Raw genomic sequence first — 17,944 nt, 5'->3', positions numbered from 1 at the left:
ATGCCCTGGCCACGCTCGGGTTCTATAACGGTCCGCGTCCTAGCGATCGGCGAGCGGCTTGTATTCCAGCGGCTCGATAACCGGGCGATACGCGGGACGGATGATGCGGTGCGCGCAGAAGAGCTCTTCCATGCGGTGCGCCGACCAGCCGGCCGTGCGGGCGACGGCGAACAGCGGTGTAAAGAGCGTCTCGGGCACGCCGAGCATTTTGTAAATAAAGCCCGTGTACAGGTCGATGTTGGCGCAGATGGGCTTGGTCATGCCGTGGTCGCGCATCACCTGCGGGGCCAGGCGCTCGATGCGCTCGATGAGCGCGAACTCCTCGCCCAAGTCCTTCTTGGCGGCAAGCGAGCGCGCGTAACGGCGGCAGACCTCGGCGCGCGGGTCGCTCAGCGTGTAGACGGCGTGGCCCATGCCGTAGATGAGGCCCGTGCCGTCGAAGGCCTGCTTATCGAGAATCTTGCTCAGGTAGGCTGCGACCTCGTCCTCGTCCTCCCAGTTGGAGACATGCGCACGGATGTCCTCGTGCATGGACACGACCTTGGCGTTGGCGCCGCCGTGGCGCGGGCCCTTGAGCGAGCCGATGGCCGCGGCGTAGGCGGAATACGGGTCGGTGGCCGAGGAGGACAGCACGCGGCAGGCAAACGTGGAGTTGTTGCCGCCGCCGTGCTCTGCATGCAGCATGAGCATCACGTCGAGCAGCATGGCTTCGTCGCGGGTGAATGCCATGCCGCCGCGCAACACCTGCAGGATGGTCTCGGCGGTGGAGAGGCCGGGTGTGGGGTGCGGGACATGAACCTCGGAGCCGCGGCGCTTGGCGACCGAGGCCATATGCGCGAAGGCGGCGATGCGGGGGAGACGGGCGAGCATGGAGATGGCGACGTCGATTTCGTGCTCGGGTGTAATGGCGTCGGGCTCGGCGTCGAAGGCGTAGAGCAGCAGCACGGCGCGCTGAAGCACATTCATGATGCTCGACGACACCGTGGTCATGGGGAACTCGCGGACGTATTCGTCGCTCAGATGCCTAAAAGCACCCAGGCGTCCGCAAAAACCGTCGAGCTCCTCTTTGGTGGGCAGTGAGCCCGTGATGAGCAGGTAGGCGACCTCTTCGTAGCCATAGCGATCCTCGGCCTGGGCGTTGTTGACCAGGTCCTCGATGCTGTAGCCACGAAGCGTGAGTTTGCCCTGATCGGGCACGACCTTTCCGTCGACCTTGTTGTAGCCATGCACATCCGAGATACGGGTGAGACCCGCGACCACGCCCGAGCCGTCGGCATTGCGCAGGCCGCGCTTGACGTTGTGCTCTACGAACAGGTCCTCGTCGTACGGGGCGGTCGGCAGGCCGTGGTAGAGGTTTTCGCTTTCGGGCGAAATCTGACGGCTCGCCTCGTAATCCAGAACCAGGCGGCTCAGGTGATCGTCGAAGCGGTAGTAGATTTTCTTGGCGTCGTAGGCCATGCGCGCTCCTCTCCGGTCCGCTTTGGGGCCGCGCGCTTGGACGATATGACGTCAAGCTGCCCCGAGCGGCTTGTTCGCTACAGGCGGTACATAAAGTTAAAGACGTCCTCGCGCTGAATGGACACGTTGACGCCCGAAAGCTCGCCGGCCTCGGCCAGGGCCTTCTGCAGCTCGGCGAAGTCGAGCTTGGACTCGGCGGTGTCGGCCAGCATGGTCATGGTGAAGATGTCCTCGATAATGGACTGCGTGATGTCGCGGATGTCGACGTTGGCCTCGCCCAGAACACGGGTGACGCCGGCGACGATACCGGGGCGGTTCTTGCCAAGGACGGTGATGACGATGCGGGAGGACGAGATCTCGGCCATGGGAAACCCTTTCGCGTGTTGGCGGCGCGCGGGGACGCTCCGCTACGGTACAGTGTTCATCATTGTACCTGTCTGGCGCAAAAAAGGGCACCTTTGCTGCGGCGTTACACGTCTGCAACATGGGAGAAGGGGCAAAGGCGCCCGTTTGCCGCGATTCGTCGTGTCGTCTGCCGTGCCTTGGGCGCGATGCACAACGCAAAGACCGTGAACCTTTTGTGGGACACGCGGCGCCGTGGTACCATAGCCGAGTTTGTTGTCTTGGTCGGAAACCAAGACGCCTTATGCGCTGATCGGTAACCAGCGCCTGACCAATAAGGAGTCCTACCATGAAGCAGGGTATCCATCCCCAGTATGTCGAGTGCACGGTGACGTGCTCCTGCGGCAACACCTTCAAGACGCACGCTACCGTGTCCGAGATGAAGGTTGAGCTTTGCAACGAGTGCCACCCGTTCTACACCGGCCAGCAGAAGTTCGTCGACACCGGTGGACGCGTCCAGCGCTTCGCCGACAAGTTCGGTGGCGCCGCTGCCGCCCAGCTCAAGAAGGCCGAGGAGGCCAAGGCTGCCAAGGCTGCCAAGGCTGCTGAGGCCGAGGCCGCTCGCAAGGCCGCCGCTGAGGCCAAGGCTGCCGAGAAGGCCAAGCGTGCTGCTAAGTTTGCCGAGGAGGCTGCCAAGCAGGCCGCCGAGGCTCCCGCAGAGGCTCCCGTCGAGGAGGCCGCTGCCGAGGCCGAGACCACCGAGGCTGCTGAGTAAATAGCTCGCCGCGGAAACACTCGCATTCATGGCAAAAGGGCCGCGCATCCATTTGGGTGCGCGGCCCTTATCTTTTTATTGGTGCAAACCAACCTGTCCCCATTGCACCAGGTTGGTGCGAAGGGAACAGGTTGGTTTGCACCAAATGGCAGAGAGACGGCGTTTTCCAAGATAAAAGCTGCCAAAATAAACCAGTCTCTTTTTAGCAGGTTGGTCGTAGTTATTACGTGGTCGAGCGTGTCGACCGCATAGGCGACGCCTTGTTTGGCTAAAGTACAAATATCTGTGTTTAACTCGTCCAAGGTTTCATGCCGCGGGCGATGGCCAAAAAGGAAAACCACATGGGATTCATGTCAAAGTTGCTGTCCTTTGGATCTGATAAGGACCTGAAGCGCTACTACAAGATCGTCGACAAGATCAACGGTCTTGAGCCCCAGTTTGAGAAGATGACCGAGGAGGAGCTCCGCGCCCAGACCGATAAGTTCCGTGAGCGCTACGCCAACGGCGAGTCGCTCGACGACATGCTCCCCGAGGCCTTTGCCACCGTGCGCGAAGCTTCCAAGCGCACCATGGGCATGCGTCACTTTGATGTACAGCTCATCGGCGCCATGGCGCTGCACGAGGGCCACATCGCCGAGATGAAGACCGGCGAAGGCAAGACCCTCGTCTCCACGCTGGCCGGCTATCTCAACGCTATCGCCGGTAAGGGCGTGCACGTCGTCACCGTCAACGACTACTTGGCCAAGCGCGACTCCGAGTGGATGGGCCGTATCTACAAGTACCTGGGCATGACCGTCGGCCTGCTGCAGAACAACATGCCGCTCGAGCTTAAGCGCCCGGCCTACCAGGCCGACGTCACGTACGGCACCAACTCCGAGTTCGGTTTCGATTATCTGCGCGACAACATGGTTACCCGCCCCGAGCAGCGTGTTCAGCGCGGCCACAACTACGCCATCGTCGACGAGGTCGACTCCATCCTGATCGACGAGGCCAGAACGCCGCTCATCATCTCGGGCGCCGGCACCAAGTCCGCCAGCACTTACAAGGACTTCGCGCGCGCCGTGCGCGGCCTTGAGCGCGGTGAGGACGTCTCGCACGACATGCTCACCGCCACCGAGGACGTGGAGCCCACGGGCGACTTCGTCATGGACGAGGCCAAGCACACCATCGCCGCCACCGAGCGCGGCCTTAAGAAGATTGAGCGCCGCCTGGGTATCGATGACATCTATGCCGATCTCTCCGGCCAGCTGGTCAACCACCTGCAGCAGGCGCTGAAGGCCCAGTACATGTTCCACCGAGACAAGCAGTACGTGGTCACCAACGGCGAGGTCAAGATCGTCGACGAGTTCACCGGTCGTATCATGGAAGGCCGCCGCTATTCCGAGGGCCTGCACCAGGCCATCGAGGCCAAAGAGGGCGTGCTCGTGCGCGAGGAGAACCAGACCCTTGCCACCATCACCCTGCAGAACTACTTCCGCCTGTATGATAAGCTCTCCGGCATGACCGGTACGGCGCTCACCGAGGACGCCGAGTTCCGCGAGATCTACAAGCTGCCCGTCGAGGTCATTCCCCCCAACAAGCCCGTGCAGCGTGTTGACCACGAGGACCTGGTCTACCGCACCATCCAGGCCAAGTACAACGCCGTTGCCGACGACGTTGAGCGTCGTCACGCCAAGGGCCAGCCGGTCCTGGTGGGCACCGTCTCCATCGAGAGCTCCGAGAAACTGTCCGCCGCCCTCACTAAGCGCGGTATCGCGCACGAGGTCCTCAACGCCAAGCACCACGAGCGCGAGGCCCATATCGTGGCCCAGGCTGGTCGCTATGGCGCCGTGACCATCGCTACCAACATGGCCGGCCGTGGTACAGACATCTTGCTGGGCGGCAACCCCGACGAGCTGGTGCGCGAGCGCCTGGAGCACGAGGGCCTGACCATGGAGGACGTGACGCCCGAGCAGCTCGAGCAGTTTAACGCCGAGGCCAAGGAGACCTGCAAGGCCGAGCGCGAGCGCGTGCTTGCCGCCGGCGGCCTGACCGTTATCGGCACCGAGCGCCATGAGTCCCGCCGTATCGACAACCAGCTGCGTGGCCGTTCCGGTCGTCAGGGCGATCCGGGCGAGACCCAGTTCTACCTGTCACTCGAGGATGACCTCATGCGCCTGTTCGGCGGCGACAGGATGGACCGCGTCTCCAAGATGATGGTCACGGCCGACATGGGCGACGACATGCCCATCCAGCACAAGATCATTTCCAAGGCCGTCGAGAATGCCCAGCACAAGGTCGAGAGCATCAACTTCTCCATGCGTAAGAGCGTTCTTGAGTACGACGACGTCATGAACAAGCAGCGCCAGGTCATCTACGCCGAGCGCAACAAGATTCTGGACGGCAAGGACCTGACCGACCACATCACCGAGGTCATGCACGATACCGTGTACCGCTGTGTTCAGGAGTTCTGCACCAAGGACAGCCACGAGGGCGAGCGCGATCTTGAGGGTCTGCGCAAATGGGTCGTCGAGCTGACCGGGCATATCGATACCCCTCAGTTCCCCGACGAGGACTTTGAGGCCCTGGCCGCCGATGTCTTGGCTTATGTTGAGAAGTGCTACAACATGAAGGCCGAGCGTCTGGGCGAGGACCTGATGCGCGAGCTCAATACCCAGGTCATGCTGCGCGTCATCGATACGCGTTGGATGAACTACCTGCAGGAAATGGACTACCTCAAGACCGGTATCGGCCTGCGCGGCTTTGGCCAGCGCGACCCGCTGGTTGAGTACAAGACCGAGGCCTACGGTGCGTTCCAGATACTCGTCGATACCATGTACGAGGATTACCTGCGCACTGTTCTGCGCATTGAGCTCAAAGCTGCCCCGCAGGCTGTGGAGCACAAGGAGGACCCCGCCCTTAAGGGTGCGCGCTTCTCTGGTCCCGCCGAGGTCGATGGCGACAACAGCGATTCGGTACTGCGCAAGCAGGCTCAGGTGCAGGCCCGCACCGCCGTCCAGGGTGGTCCGGCTGCCGTTAACAACGGTGGCAAGGTGACGACCTATCGCAAGTCCGAGAGCGATGACCCCTATGTCAACGTGGGCCGCAACGACCTGTGCCCTTGCGGTAGCGGTAAGAAGTTTAAGTACTGCCACGGCAGGAATCGTTAATGGCCGAGACTCTAGAGGTAACTCCCGCCGAGTTGGACGCGTTTGCGGACCGACTCGGCGAGGTCGAGTCGTATCTCCATTTGGACGAGAAGCGCGCCCGCGTGGCGGAGCTCGAGGCCAAAAGCGTCGCCCCGGGCTTTTGGGACGATGCCGATGCCGCTCGCGCCACGATGGAGGAGATTGCACGCGCCAAGGAGGACATCGCCGCCGTGGATACGGCGCGCGGTGAGCTTTCCGATGCTCGCGCCGCGCTGGAGCTTGCCGAGGAAATGGGCGATGACCCCGATGCTGCCGCGCTGCGTGAGGAGGCTGCCGCCACGGCGGAGCGGCTTTCCCGCGCCATCGACGAGCTTGAGCTTGCGAGCTGGTTTACCGGCGAGTTCGATCACGGCGACGCAATTGTGACCATCAAGCCCGGGCAGGGCGGTTTGGAGGCCCAGGACTGGACCTTCATGCTCTTTAAGATGTACATGAAGTACTGCCAGCGCCGCGGTTGGAAGGTCACCATCAACGATTGCCCCGCGGCCGAGGTTATCGGCATCGATCGCGCGACCTTTACCGTCGAAGGCAAGGATGCCTTTGGCATGCTTCGTGCCGAGGCCGGTGTTCACCGCCTGGTGCGCATTAGCCCCACCGACGACAAGAAGCGCCGCCAGACTACGTTTGCCGGCGTCGAAGTCATTCCGGTACTGCCCGACGATATCGATATCGAGATTAGTCCCGATGACATTCGCGTCGACGTGTACCATGCAAGCGGCCCGGGCGGCCAGGGCGTCAACACCACCGACTCCGCCGTGCGCGTGACGCATTTCCCCAGCGGTATCGTGGTCACGTGTCAAAACGAGCGCAGCCAGATTCAAAACAAGGCCGCGTGCATGCAGATCCTCAAGGCGCGCCTGTACGAGATTGAGCTCGAAAAGCGCGCCGAGGCCCTGGATGAGATTCGCGGACCCAAGACCACAATTGGTTTTGGCAACCAGATCCGCAGCTACGTGCTCTACCCGTACCAGATGGTTAAGGACCTGCGCACAGGCGTGGAGACCAGCAACGTCGAGGCGGTTCTTGACGACGGCGACCTGGATCCGTTTGTGATTGGCTATCACCGTTGGGCTACCGGCAACGCTGACGCGGAGGCCCCGTCTGCCTAAACCGCTCGGTTTATGTGGAAATGGATTAAAGCCCTCCGAGCAGGGCGGTTTTGTATCCAGAACATACCCTGCACAGGGGTGGTTTTTGTCCGGCGGATCGGTAGAATCGAATACATGAAGAAGTTCAAAGCGCATCCGATGGGGTGCGCTTTTTTGAAGGAGGCAGCATGGCATATCGTCTGGACATCAAGCGCATTCTTTCGATGAACTTCTTTCACGATCTACCCCAGATCATGTTGGGGTGTGCCTTGGCCGCCATCGCGACCGACCTGTTTTTGATTCCCAACGGTCTTGCAGCCGGTGGCGTTACGGGCCTTGCGACGATTATCCAGGCAGTCGGCGCAGCGCGAGGCGTGTCGCTTCCTGTCGGTATCCAGACCATCGTGATGAATGCCTTGCTGCTGCTGATCGTTATGCGCGAGGGCGGCATGTTCTATGTAGTGCAGACGGCGACGGGCTTTGTGCTGCTGGGCTTCTTTACCGATCTGTTTGCCCCGTTTGTAGCGCCTCTGGCACATGCAGACCTGATGCTTCCCGCTATGTGGGGCGGCATTATCACGGGCATCGGTTACGGCATGGTGTTGCGCGCCGGCGCCAACACCGGCGGCTCGGACACGATTGGCCAAATCATCTCGCGTAACACCTCGCTGCCGGTGGGCTCGACCGTCATGGCGATCGACGTTGCCGTGTGCGCGCTCTCGGCCCCGGTATTCTCGGTCGAAAACGCGCTGTATGCAGGCCTTTCGATGGTCATTAGCGGTTATGTGATCGATGCTGTGGTCGATGGCGGCAATAAGCGCCGTATGGTACTCATCATCTCGGAGAATTTTCCCGATATCGCGGCCGACATCATGTATGGTCTGGGACGCGGCTGCACCAAATTAAAGGCGACTGGTATGTATTCGGGCGTCGAGAAGCCGGTGATCATGGTGATCGTTAGCCGTCGAGAGCTCAACACCCTCAAAACGATCGTGCGCGAGCGCGATCCTCGCGCAATTGTGACGGTCGCCGACGTTACGGAAGCCTTCGGTGAGGGATTCAAGGATATTAACGCGTAGGCTGAATTTCGGTTTGCGGATCATTTTTGTGCCGGGGCGAGAGGTAGACACCGCATCCAAAAGACGTTCACATTGATAAACCGTTTCATCAGCGGTTCTGCCTGCTAAATTGTTCAAATAATGATAAAAACTCTGGTAAAGCCATCAGTTTCCAGCATAATGAATGACGTACGTGCATTGCGGCTGTGTTGGGATTACCTTCGGCGCCGTGCGCATTTTGCCTAATGAGGATGAAAGGAAGGCACAATGAGCGACGAAGAGCTCAAAAAGGTTGCCAACGAGGTAAGGAAGGGCATCGTCACCGGCGTGCACGCTGCCAAGTCCGGCCATCCGGGCGGTTCGCTCGGCGCTGCCGACATCATGACCTATCTGTACTTTGAGGAAATGAACGTCGACCCGGCCGATCCCCGCAAGGCCGATCGCGACCGCTTTGTGCTTTCCAAGGGTCATTGCGCTCCGGGCCTGTACGCCGTGCTCGCCGAGCGCGGGTTCTTCCCCAAGGAGGACCTCGAGACGCTGCGCCATATCGGCAGCCACCTGCAGGGTCACCCTAACATGAACGACACCCCGGGCGTCGACATGTCCACTGGCTCGCTCGGCCAGGGCATTTCCGCCGCCGTGGGCATGGCCGTTGCCGCTAAGCACTGGGGCGATACTTACCGCACGTACGCCCTGCTGGGCGATGGTGAGAGCGAGGAAGGCCAGGTCTGGGAGGCCGCCATGTTTGCCGGCAACCAGCAGCTCGACAACCTCTGCGTGATCGTCGACCACAACGGTCTGCAGATCGATGGCCCCGTCGAGGAGGTCAACGACCCCATGCCGCTCGCCGACAAGTTCCGCGCCTTTAAGTTCCATGTGGTGGAGCTCGCCGACGGCAACGACTTCGATCAGATTCGCGCCGCTTTTGCCGAGGCTCGCGCCACCAAGGGTCAGCCGACCGCCATTATCGCCGAGACCACAAAGGGCAAGGGCGTCTCCTTTATGGAGAACCAGGTGGGTTGGCACGGTAAGGCCCCCAACGATGAACAGTTTGAGCAGGCCATGGCAGAGCTCACGGCCGCCGGAGAGGAGCTCTAGGATGGCAGATGTCAAGAAAATCGCCACGCGCGTAAGCTACGGCGAGGCCCTCGTCGAGCTCGCCAACGAGCACGATGACTTTGTGGTCCTCGACGCCGACCTGGCCGCCGCCACGCAGACCGGCAAGTTCAAGGCAGTCCGCCCCGACCGCTTTTTCGATGTGGGCATTGCCGAGAGCAACCTGATGGGTGTTGCCGCCGGTATCGCGACCACCGGCCGCGTTGCCTTCGCGAGCAGCTTTGCCATGTTCGCTGCTGGCCGCGCCTTTGAGCAGGTCCGCAACTCCATCGGCTATCCGCACCTTAACGTTAAGATCGGTGCCACGCACGCCGGTATCTCGGTGGGCGAGGACGGCGCCACGCACCAGTGCTGCGAGGATATCGCCCTGATGCGCGTCATCCCCGGCATGACCGTGATTGTTCCCGCTGACGATGTCGAGGCCCGCGCCGTGACGCGCGCCGCCTACGAGTGCGACGGCCCTGTGTACATGCGCTTCGCCCGTCTAGCCTCGCCGGTCATTAATGACCCCGAGACCTACAAGTTTGAACTGGGCAAGGGCATCATCATGCGCGAGGGCGCCGACGTTACCATCATTGCCTGCGGTCTGATGGTCGGCGAGGCCCTCGAGGCTGCCGAGCAGCTTGCTGCCGAGGGTATCGACGCCGAGGTCATCAACATGCACACCATTAAGCCCATCGACTCCGACCTGATCGTCAAGAGCGCCACCAAGACCGGCCACGTCGTGACCGTCGAGGAGCACTCCGTGATCGGTGGCCTGGGCAGCGCCGTTGCCGATGTCCTGTGCGAGCAGTGCCCGACGCCGCTCAAGAAGATCGGCGTCAACGACACGTTCGGCGAGTCCGGCCCGGGTGCCGAGCTCCTGCACAGGTACGGCCTGGACGCCGCCAACATCGTGGCGACCACCAAGGAGTTCTTGGCATAAGGCAAGGCGGATCTCAAGGACTGCTTCGCCAGAACTATAAAACTGCTTCGCCAGTACTACGGAAACCCGGCAGGGGCGCTCCCTTGGAGAGCGCCCCTGTTTCAGTTGCGGTGAAATAAGGACTGTTTTGCAAGCTTAAAGGCTCAACAGTCCCTATTTCACCGCAACTTATGAAGACGCCCCTCAAGCACGGTCCCATCAGGGAAAAGGGCATATATCGGCAAAGTGCAATTCAGACCCTTCCAACTTTGTATATGCAGCACCCCAAGATAAACGCGGCGGCCCCTTAGTAGCCGCAGGCCGCGTACAGGGTTACTCTCCATATCTTTCCGCAGGACGGAGGAGCCCCTGCCGCGCGAAGCGCGCAGCGGGGGCTCCGACATGTCCGAGGACGATTTCGAGAGTAACCCTGTGCCCGGCCGACGGGATCCCTAAGCACGCCATGCTTCTTATGTGCAGCAAAGCTAATGCTGCTAAAATACAAAGCGCTCATGTAGTTTAAACGCACGACGATAAGGAGCACCAGTGGGTAACCACTTCCGTACCTCCGGTGCGGGCGATGATGCCCCCAAGACGCAGGCAGGCGTCCAGGGCAGTCGTTTCGCCACTCCGGATTCAGAGGGCCAGCCTGTTGCTCAGGCCCCCGCTCAGCCGGCAGATCAGGCACAGCCGGCATCCGATCCCTTTGCCTACAATCCAACCAGCGATGTCGCGCTTTCCGGCACGGCGGGTTTTGAGCCCGTTCAGGCCGTGACCGCTCGCGTGGAGCAGCCTCAGGCTGGCGCCGCCACGCCGCAGCCTACCATGGCCGGCATTCCCGACCCCATGGCCCCTGCGACGCCGGCTCCTCAGTCTGCGCAGTCCGGTCTCTTTGCCGCTATTCCCGACCCCACGCAGCCTGCTGCCCCGGTGGTCGAGAGCGATCAGGCCGCCGAGGTCGCAAGCCTCGATAACGCGCTCAACAACCCCGATTTTACGTCGGTGTTTGCACCCATCGATCCGCAGGCCAGCCGCAAGAAGATGGCCAAGCAGGCCGGTGTCGAGCCCGTCATCCTTATGGAGCATGTCACCAAGATCTATCCGGCACAGCCCAACAAGCCTGCACTCGACGACATCAACATCGAGATCTATCCGGGCGAGTTCGTCTTCCTGGTCGGTCACTCCGGCTCGGGTAAGACCACGCTGCTGTCGACGCTCAACCGTGACGTCAAGCCGACGAGCGGTCGCATCCTGGTTGCCGGTCAGGACCTCATGAAGATCAAGAACCGCAAGGTTCCGTTCCTGCGCCGCCAGATTGGCGCCGTGTTCCAGGACTTTAAGCTTCTGCCGCAAAAAACCGCCTACGAAAACGTGGCGTTTGCCCTGCAGTGTATCGGCAAGCCCAAGGGCGTCATTCGCAGCCAGGTGCCCGAGGTGCTGCGTCTGGTCGGCCTGGCCGATCAGATGGACTCGCTGCCCGACCAGCTTTCCGGTGGCGAGCAGCAGCGCGTTGCCGTCGCCCGCGCTATGGTCAACCGCCCGCCGCTGCTGATCTGCGACGAGCCCACGGGTAACCTCGACCCGGCGATCTCGCTGGGCATCATGAAGCTGCTCGAGCGTATTAACCGCACCGGCACCACCGTAATCGTTGCCACGCACGACCGCGAGATGGTCGATAGCATGCACCGTCGCGTGATCGCCCTCGAGGGCGGCCACGTTATCCGCGACCAGGAGAGGGGAGGTTACGGCAACTATGGCACCAACTAACGTGGGCTACTCCTTCAAAGAGGCAATCAGCCACTTCTTCCGTAACTGGACTACCTCGCTCGGCGCCGTCATCACGATCTTCCTTTCGCTGTTTATCATCGGCCTGTTCATCATGGGCTCCGCGATGCTGAACTCCGTGATCGGCACCGTCGAGGATCAGGTTGTCATCAACGCGTTCATTAGTGATGACGCCGATCAGGCCGATGTTCAGGCTTTTGAGGCCGAGCTCAAGACGTGGAGCAACGTCAAGTCCGTGACCTATAAGGACAAGGACGACGCGCTGGCCGAGTATACGAGCAAGATGTCGGGTAACGCCGACGCCACCATGAGCGCGCTCGACGGCCAGAACCCGCTGCCCGCCTCGTTTGCGATTGAGATGGACGATCCGTCTCAGGTCGAGAGCACGGCCAAGAAGCTCAAGAAGAATGCCGACTTCCAAAAGATCGCGGACGACGGCGACGTCAACGCGAGCGTACTGTATGGCCAGGAGGAAGTAAGCCGCCTGTTCCAGGTGACCAACTACATCCGTATTGCCGCCGTGGTGCTCGTCGGCCTGCTGACCTTTATCGCGTTCATCTTTATCAACAACACGATTCGCCTGTCCATCACGGCGCGTCGTCGTGAGATTGCGATTATGCGTCTGGTCGGTGCCAGCAACGGCTTCATTCGCGGCCCGTTTATCACCGAGGGCGTGCTGCAGGCCATTTTGGGCTCGCTGCTTTCCATCGGCGTTCTGGAGCTGCTGCGCAATCTGATGATTCCGCGTCTGCAGGAGAGCATCGGCTGGATGTCGTTTGCCCTGCCGATGCAGTACTACCTGGTGACCTATGCTGCGCTGATTCTGGTCGGCGTGATTATCGGTCTCTTTGGTTCTGCCATCGCCATGCGCCGCTACCTGCGCGTGTAGGCATGCCTGGAATTCATCCCTTCCAACGGGTCGTCTCTTATGGGGCGGCCCGTTTTTTGATTCCTAGGGGACGAAGGAAACGGATCATCGTGGCGCTGGTCTATCTATGTGATCCGTTTTCCTTCGTCCCCTAGGGATCATTTGGGTAGACTCTTGGGATGTAAACGGCAATCGATAGTTAGGAGGCGCCATGGGGCGCAATAACAAGCATAAGCGTGGAGCTCGCAATAAGCGCGGGCCGGTGCGCAGCGAACGCCGTCCGAGCCTGACCGGGCGCGTGCAGCTCCATGAGCACAGTGCCTATGTCATAACCGAGAATGGCGACTACAAGGTCATGGGCCGCGGTAAGCGCGAGATCATGGATGGCGATACCGTTGCCGTGAGCATTAAGAACAGCCCGCACGGTGAGCGGCGCGCCGTGATCGAAGGCGTGGTTGAGCGCGCAGCCATAAGCGTGGTGGGTACGTACCAGACCGCCGGTCCGCTCGGTGTGATCGAGCCGCTCGATTCGCGTCTGAAGGCCGACTTCTTCATTTTGCCCGAGGATACCTCGGCGGATCGTCTGGGCGTCCACCCGGGTGATGCCGTTGTCGCACGCATTTTGACCTACCCGACGCGCCTGGAATCGGGCACCGTGACGATCGAACGCCGCATTGGCGGAGATGACGCGCCCGATTTGGGCGTTCAATATGTGATGGCGCGTTACGGCTATACCGATAGCTATCCCGAGGCCGCGCTGGCCGAGGCCGAGGGGCTTTCGCTCGATGTGTCCGCGGCGCTTAAGGACCCGCTCCGCCGCGATCTGCGCGACCGCTTTGTCATCACGATCGACCCGGTCGACGCACGCGACTTTGACGATGCCGTTTCGTTGGAACGCACGCCCGAGGGTGGCTACAGGCTGGGTGTGCATATCGCCGACGTTTCACACTATGTGGCTTGGGACGGGCATATCGATCTTGAGGCTCGTCATCGTACGACATCGGTGTATCTGGCCGATCGCGTGCTTCCCATGCTACCCGAACGCCTGTCCTGTGACCTGTGCTCGCTTCGCCCTGACGAGGACCGTCTTGCGTTTACCGTCGATATCGAGCTCGATGCGCAGGGTCGCGTGCGGCATTACGATCCGTACCCCAGCGTGATTCGCTCGCGTGTGCGTATGGACTATGACGGCGCCGAGGCGCTGCTGGTGCGTGCCGGCGCGGTTGAGTATTCGGTGCTGGAGGGTGCGGCCGAGGATGTTGCGGCTGCCGAGACCTCGCGCGAGGAAGCGCTTGAGCGCGGTCTTGCGTGCGAGGAGACTGCCCGCGGCTACAACGCTGACCTCGGCGATTTCCTTGTCGCCGCCAACGAACTCGCCGAACTTCGCCGTCGTATTCGTCGCGCCCGCGGCTCAGTCGATTTTGACACGGCCGAGATTCGTGCTCTGTTGGATGAGGACGGAGTACCCGTGCAGATTGTGGCGCGTGAGCGTTCGTGTGCCACGTCGCTTATCGAGGAAGCCATGCTGCTCGCCAACGAGTGCGTTGCAGAGTGGCTGGCAGACCGTGATATCGAGGCCTGCTATCGCGTGCATGAGGATCCGAGCCCCGATAGCCTGCACGGTGCCGCCGTTGCGCTGGCGCAGCTAGGCATCATCGACGATCGCCGTGCTGCCGGTATTGCCCTGGGGAGTCCCGATGAGCTGCAGGCTGCAGTTGATGCTGCCGCCGGTACGGCAAACGCACCGCTCGTCAACACGCTGCTTCTGCGCAGCATGCAGCGCGCGCTGTACAAGCCGCGCAACGAGGGCCACTTTGCGCTCGCCGCGCCGTGCTACTGCCACTTTACGAGTCCCATCCGTCGCTACCCCGATCTGGTGGTGCACCGCGTACTCAAGCTGCAGTTGGCCTATGAGCAGCTCGGCGGCAAGGACGCCTTGGTCCGTACGTCGCGGCTGATCGGCAAGGGACGCGAGTCGCTGCCGCGCATTCTGCCGCAGATCTGCCGCGCATGCAGTGATGCCGAGCGCGCGGCAGATGCCGCCAGCCATGCGACGCAAAAGATCAAGATTGCCCAGTACTATGAGGACCGTCTAGGCGAGCGCTATGCCGGAACCGTCTCGTGGGTTAGCAGCATGGGCCTCTTTGTGCGCTTGGACCTGACGCAGGTCGAAGGCTTGGTTTCGATCAAGAGCCTGGGCAACGAGTGGTTCGAGTTCGACGAGGACGCGCTAACGCTCACGGGTGCCGACACGGGCACCCGTTACGAGCTGGGGCAGCGCGTGATCATCGAGGTCTCGCGCGTCAATACCACGCGTGGGCACTTGGACTTTAAGCTTATCCATTAGCCAAATCCCGACTCATGGTGGGGGAGCGGAGGGCGGCCTTTCGGGACCGCCCTTCGCATTTGAATCGTGGCTACCTTGCCGTCTGCTCGGCCGTCCGCTTACCTGCTATTTGAGAGGTAGAACCTACCAAAATAAACCTGTCCCTTTTTGGCAGGTTTACAAGAAAGCGGGGATGAGATGGCGACGGTGTACGGTTATGCGCGGGTGAGTTCGCGCGATCAGAATCTTAATCGGCAGCTGGATGCGCTGGGCGCCTATGGCGTGGGCTCGGCGAATATTTATGCCGACCATGCGAGCGGCAAGGACTTCGATCGACCGCGTTATCGCGAGCTGCTGCACGTTCTGGGAGACGGGGACGTGCTGGTGGTGCTTTCTATCGACCGACTTGGTCGTAATTACTCCGAGATTCTTGAGGAATGGCGGCGCATTACCAAGGAGCTCGGGGTTGCCATTGTGGTGTTGGACATGCCATTGCTTGACACGCGTGTCAGGGCCAGCGGCGCGCCGGATGTGACCAACACCCTGATTGTCGATATTGTGCTGCAACTGCTGAGCTACGTGGCGCAGGTGGAACGCGAGAATATCCATCGGCGCCAGGCGGAGGGAATTGCAGCGGCGCGGGCGCGAGGGGTCCGTTTCGGTCGACCTCGCAAGCCGTGCCCTCCTCAGTTTGAGCTAGTGCGCGATAGCTATGAGGCAGGCGATATTACCCGCAGCCAGGCAGCAAAATGCCTGGGCGTGTGCGTGGGGACGTTTGATCGCTGGATGCGCGAGGCGGGGTAGGGGTTTGCGTCGCTTTGTCGCTTCCTGTTGCGATTCAAATTTTGATACGGTGACGATGTCATTTGGGGCTACACTCGCTGATATTCAAAAAAGGAGGTTGGCCCTTGGCGCGCGTAAAACAAATAATCGGATGGACCGCGATCGTTCTGTTCGCTGCAACGCTGGCGGGCATCTGGGTGCTGACGGAGCAAAATGCGGTGGAGACGTCGTTGCTGAGCGAGTCCACCGCGCGTGTGGTGGAGGGTCAGGCTACGGGCGTTCAGGCCGCCGATGCCACGGGTGAAGCCCAGACGGAGAACGGAATGACCGGGGGCACCGATTCGGCTGCCTCGAATGTCCGGTCTGGCCGACTTGCTTCCATTCGCATGTGGGTGGGCGCGAACGTCCGTCGCGTTGCCCATACCGTAGAGTTTTTCTTCGTCGGATTGTTCGCCTCGGTGATCGTGGCTTGCTTTTCCAGGCGTCCGTGGAGCGTATGCTCCCGTTGCGTGCCCGTATTGCTCTTTTGCGCCGCCTGCTCCGTTGGCGATCAGGTACATAAGATCTTTGTTCCCGGCAGGCATTTCGACGTTATCGATTTAGGATTCGATGCTGCGGGCTATGTCACCGCCATGCTGTTGGTATTGCTGGCAGCGGCGTTGGTGCGCCATGCGACTCGGCCGATCGGCGCCCATGCGAGGCGCTAGCCTTAAGACGAGACATCGCGACTGCCTATGCTTCGACATTGACTACAATAACGGCTGCAATCGCGAGCGGTCGTCGATGTGCAGTTTTCCAGACACCTGTTTTCTCTAAGAAAGGAAATCCCATGGCGGTATTGTTTGTTGAATATCCCAAGTGCTCGACCTGTAAGAAGGCCAAGGCATGGCTGGACGAACATGGGGTAGAGTATATCGATCGCGATATCGTTTTGGACAATCCCACGGCTGATGAGCTTGCGACCTGGATTGCTCGTTCGGGGCTGCCGGTGCGGCGCTTCTTTAATTCGTCGGGCATGAAATATCGAGAGCTGGGCCTGAAGGCGCGTCTGGATGCGGGCATGACGGATCAGGAGTGCTACGAGCTGCTGGCGACCGACGGCATGCTGGTCAAGCGTCCGCTGCTGGTGGGCGACGACTTTGCGATTCCCGGCTTTAGGGAAGCGGCTTGGGCCGAGGCGTTGCTGTAGCGGCTGCGGAAAGTGCGACCCGGAATTCGCTTCCAGAATGGGATGTACTTTCCCAAAGTGGCCGGTTGCGGAAAGCACGTCCCATTCTGAGCTTCGATTGTGGGACACGGTTTCCGGTTGAGGGCTCGACGGGAAAGTGGGGACCAGTTTGAGCTTGAAATCTGGGACGCACTTTCCGCCGGCGGGCCTGCCCCAGTCAGTCCGCCAGCCGCGCCCATTCGTGCGGATCGTAGACCTTTACGTGCTTGTTGGGCTTGCCGCTCCAGTACTCTTCGTCCATAAAGGGCAGATATGCCTGAATGCCGGGGCAGATAAAGGGAATCCGCTGCTGTTGCAGTCGCTCGCGCTGGCGCTGCTCCAGGTGCGCCTCGGATATGACGGTCGGCATGCCGGACAGCTCGACGAGGCTTGCCTGGATTCGCTTAAGGTCGGGGAGTCCCGCGTGCCATGACATCCGCATGATTAAAAAGGATGCACGGCGGTATTTTGCCTGCACCACAGTAATGGCGGGGCGTAACGTGGGGTGAATTTTGTCCCGTTCGGGCCAAAGGTCGGCAGTGATCTCGAGGCCCAGGGTCTCCCATAGGTAATCAAGCTCTTCGTCCATGGCGCCTCGATATCTACGCGATCATTGATACTTCGATTGTGTTGCCTGGTGCTATCGTTTTCACGGTAGAATCTGCCAACGGTTGACGGCTACCGCTCACGGCGTTTTGCCCTTCGTGTACAGCGGTTGGCTTCACAGGTCCTTCACGGGTTGGACTAAATTAGGCCAATTTGACTGAATTTCAAAAAAGTCAAAATTGGGGCTTGCGTCACGGCGAGACTTCCCGTATATTTCTTTCTTGCGCAAAGGCACAGCCGAGCGCAGCGATGCAGTCATTGGGATGTCGTCTAATGGCAGGACAGCGGATTCTGGTTCCGTCAATGGGGGTTCGACTCCCTCCATCCCAGCCATTGCATTTGCTACATATGGCCCGTTCGTCTAGCGGTTTAGGACGCCGCCCTCTCAAGGCGGAGATCACCAGTTCGAATCTGGTACGGGCTACCACAAAATGAACGCC

The 17,944-nt window shown here is 60.7% G+C and carries 15 protein-coding genes and 2 tRNA genes; 14 read left to right on the top strand and 3 right to left on the bottom strand.

What is annotated here, in order from left to right:
• Window positions 1-39: 39 nt before the first annotated feature.
• Both I4W07_RS00510 and I4W07_RS00505 read right to left on the bottom strand, forming a co-directional pair.
• Window positions 40-1,458, bottom strand: a complete 1,419-nt coding sequence (locus tag I4W07_RS00510) for a citrate synthase (protein ID WP_196025260.1) — start codon at window positions 1,456-1,458, stop codon at window positions 40-42.
• Window positions 1,459-1,535: 77 nt separating this feature from the next.
• The gene (locus tag I4W07_RS00505; RefSeq protein ID WP_006235289.1) at window positions 1,536-1,823 is read right to left on the bottom strand and encodes an ACT domain-containing protein; all 288 of its coding nucleotides are present in this window, start codon (window positions 1,821-1,823) and stop codon (window positions 1,536-1,538) included.
• Between the two features lie 326 nt (window positions 1,824-2,149).
• On the opposite strand from I4W07_RS00505, the gene rpmE reads away from it, so the two are divergent.
• From rpmE to I4W07_RS00445, 12 genes are all read left to right on the top strand, one after another.
• Window positions 2,150-2,575, top strand: a complete 426-nt coding sequence (gene rpmE, locus I4W07_RS00500) for a 50S ribosomal protein L31 (protein WP_006235303.1) — start codon at window positions 2,150-2,152, stop codon at window positions 2,573-2,575.
• Window positions 2,576-2,916: 341 nt separating this feature from the next.
• Entirely contained in the window at window positions 2,917-5,724 is a 2,808-nt protein-coding gene (secA, locus tag I4W07_RS00495; protein WP_196025259.1) for a preprotein translocase subunit SecA, read from the top strand.
• Window positions 5,724-6,872, top strand: coding sequence for a peptide chain release factor 2 (gene prfB / locus I4W07_RS00490; protein WP_118079456.1), 1,149 nt, complete (start codon window positions 5,724-5,726; stop codon window positions 6,870-6,872). Before secA ends, prfB begins: the two co-directional genes overlap by 1 nt.
• 167 nt (window positions 6,873-7,039) lie before the next feature.
• Window positions 7,040-7,930 carry a YitT family protein gene (locus I4W07_RS00485; protein WP_118079458.1) on the top strand — a complete coding sequence of 297 codons (891 nt, stop codon included), beginning with the start codon at window positions 7,040-7,042 and terminating at the stop codon, window positions 7,928-7,930.
• Window positions 7,931-8,176: 246 nt separating this feature from the next.
• On the top strand, window positions 8,177-9,007 hold the full coding sequence (locus I4W07_RS00480; RefSeq protein WP_118079460.1) for a transketolase: 831 nt from the start codon (window positions 8,177-8,179) through the stop codon (window positions 9,005-9,007).
• Window position 9,008: 1 nt separating this feature from the next.
• Window positions 9,009-9,950, top strand: coding sequence for a transketolase family protein (locus tag I4W07_RS00475; protein WP_196025258.1), 942 nt, complete (start codon window positions 9,009-9,011; stop codon window positions 9,948-9,950).
• A gap of 525 nt (window positions 9,951-10,475) precedes the next feature.
• Complete coding sequence (gene ftsE, locus I4W07_RS00470; protein WP_271739717.1) at window positions 10,476-11,696, top strand: cell division ATP-binding protein FtsE; 1,221 nt, start codon at window positions 10,476-10,478, stop codon at window positions 11,694-11,696.
• Window positions 11,683-12,603 carry a permease-like cell division protein FtsX gene (gene ftsX / locus I4W07_RS00465; protein ID WP_117734382.1) on the top strand — a complete coding sequence of 307 codons (921 nt, stop codon included), beginning with the start codon at window positions 11,683-11,685 and terminating at the stop codon, window positions 12,601-12,603. The genes ftsE and ftsX overlap by 14 nt, the downstream gene beginning before the upstream one ends.
• A 190-nt stretch (window positions 12,604-12,793) precedes the next feature.
• Window positions 12,794-14,929 carry a ribonuclease R family protein gene (locus I4W07_RS00460; RefSeq protein ID WP_196025257.1) on the top strand — a complete coding sequence of 712 codons (2,136 nt, stop codon included), beginning with the start codon at window positions 12,794-12,796 and terminating at the stop codon, window positions 14,927-14,929.
• 177 nt (window positions 14,930-15,106) lie between these two features.
• Entirely contained in the window at window positions 15,107-15,712 is a 606-nt protein-coding gene (locus tag I4W07_RS00455; RefSeq protein WP_055251867.1) for a recombinase family protein, read from the top strand.
• 104 nt (window positions 15,713-15,816) lie between these two features.
• Window positions 15,817-16,398, top strand: a complete 582-nt coding sequence (locus I4W07_RS00450; protein WP_196025256.1) for a VanZ family protein — start codon at window positions 15,817-15,819, stop codon at window positions 16,396-16,398.
• A 122-nt stretch (window positions 16,399-16,520) separates the two neighbouring features.
• Window positions 16,521-16,880 (top strand): arsenate reductase family protein, encoded by a 360-nt coding sequence (locus tag I4W07_RS00445; protein ID WP_055285675.1) that lies wholly within the window; start codon window positions 16,521-16,523, stop codon window positions 16,878-16,880.
• A 196-nt stretch (window positions 16,881-17,076) separates the two neighbouring features.
• Here the strand turns inward: I4W07_RS00445 and I4W07_RS00440 are convergent, their stop codons facing one another.
• Window positions 17,077-17,487 carry a hypothetical protein gene (locus I4W07_RS00440; protein ID WP_195247218.1) on the bottom strand — a complete coding sequence of 137 codons (411 nt, stop codon included), beginning with the start codon at window positions 17,485-17,487 and terminating at the stop codon, window positions 17,077-17,079.
• A 276-nt stretch (window positions 17,488-17,763) separates the two neighbouring features.
• On the opposite strand from I4W07_RS00440, the gene I4W07_RS00435 reads away from it, so the two are divergent.
• Both I4W07_RS00435 and I4W07_RS00430 read left to right on the top strand, forming a co-directional pair.
• Window positions 17,764-17,837 (top strand) — tRNA-Gln (locus I4W07_RS00435).
• A gap of 17 nt (window positions 17,838-17,854) precedes the next feature.
• Window positions 17,855-17,931, top strand: a tRNA-Glu gene (locus tag I4W07_RS00430).
• Window positions 17,932-17,944 lie beyond the last annotated feature (13 nt).

Source organism: Collinsella aerofaciens (assembly GCF_015670745.1).
Taxonomy (GTDB): Bacteria; Actinomycetota; Coriobacteriia; order Coriobacteriales; family Coriobacteriaceae; genus Collinsella; species Collinsella aerofaciens_T.
The sequence above is the reverse complement of the archived record's forward strand: the minus strand, read 5'-3'. Positions and strand labels throughout refer to the sequence as shown.

Coding starts and splice junctions, on each gene's coding strand:
- I4W07_RS00510 (WP_196025260.1), bottom strand. CDS start 1,458: ATGGCCTACGACGCCAAGAAAATCTACTACCGCTTCGACGATCACCTG.
- I4W07_RS00505 (WP_006235289.1), bottom strand. CDS start 1,823: ATGGCCGAGATCTCGTCCTCCCGCATCGTCATCACCGTCCTTGGCAAG.
- rpmE (WP_006235303.1), top strand. CDS start 2,150: ATGAAGCAGGGTATCCATCCCCAGTATGTCGAGTGCACGGTGACGTGC.
- secA (WP_196025259.1), top strand. CDS start 2,917: ATGGGATTCATGTCAAAGTTGCTGTCCTTTGGATCTGATAAGGACCTG.
- prfB (WP_118079456.1), top strand. CDS start 5,724: ATGGCCGAGACTCTAGAGGTAACTCCCGCCGAGTTGGACGCGTTTGCG.
- I4W07_RS00485 (WP_118079458.1), top strand. CDS start 7,040: ATGGCATATCGTCTGGACATCAAGCGCATTCTTTCGATGAACTTCTTT.
- I4W07_RS00480 (WP_118079460.1), top strand. CDS start 8,177: ATGAGCGACGAAGAGCTCAAAAAGGTTGCCAACGAGGTAAGGAAGGGC.
- I4W07_RS00475 (WP_196025258.1), top strand. CDS start 9,009: ATGGCAGATGTCAAGAAAATCGCCACGCGCGTAAGCTACGGCGAGGCC.
- ftsX (WP_117734382.1), top strand. CDS start 11,683: ATGGCACCAACTAACGTGGGCTACTCCTTCAAAGAGGCAATCAGCCAC.
- I4W07_RS00460 (WP_196025257.1), top strand. CDS start 12,794: ATGGGGCGCAATAACAAGCATAAGCGTGGAGCTCGCAATAAGCGCGGG.
- I4W07_RS00455 (WP_055251867.1), top strand. CDS start 15,107: ATGGCGACGGTGTACGGTTATGCGCGGGTGAGTTCGCGCGATCAGAAT.
- I4W07_RS00445 (WP_055285675.1), top strand. CDS start 16,521: ATGGCGGTATTGTTTGTTGAATATCCCAAGTGCTCGACCTGTAAGAAG.
- I4W07_RS00440 (WP_195247218.1), bottom strand. CDS start 17,487: ATGGACGAAGAGCTTGATTACCTATGGGAGACCCTGGGCCTCGAGATC.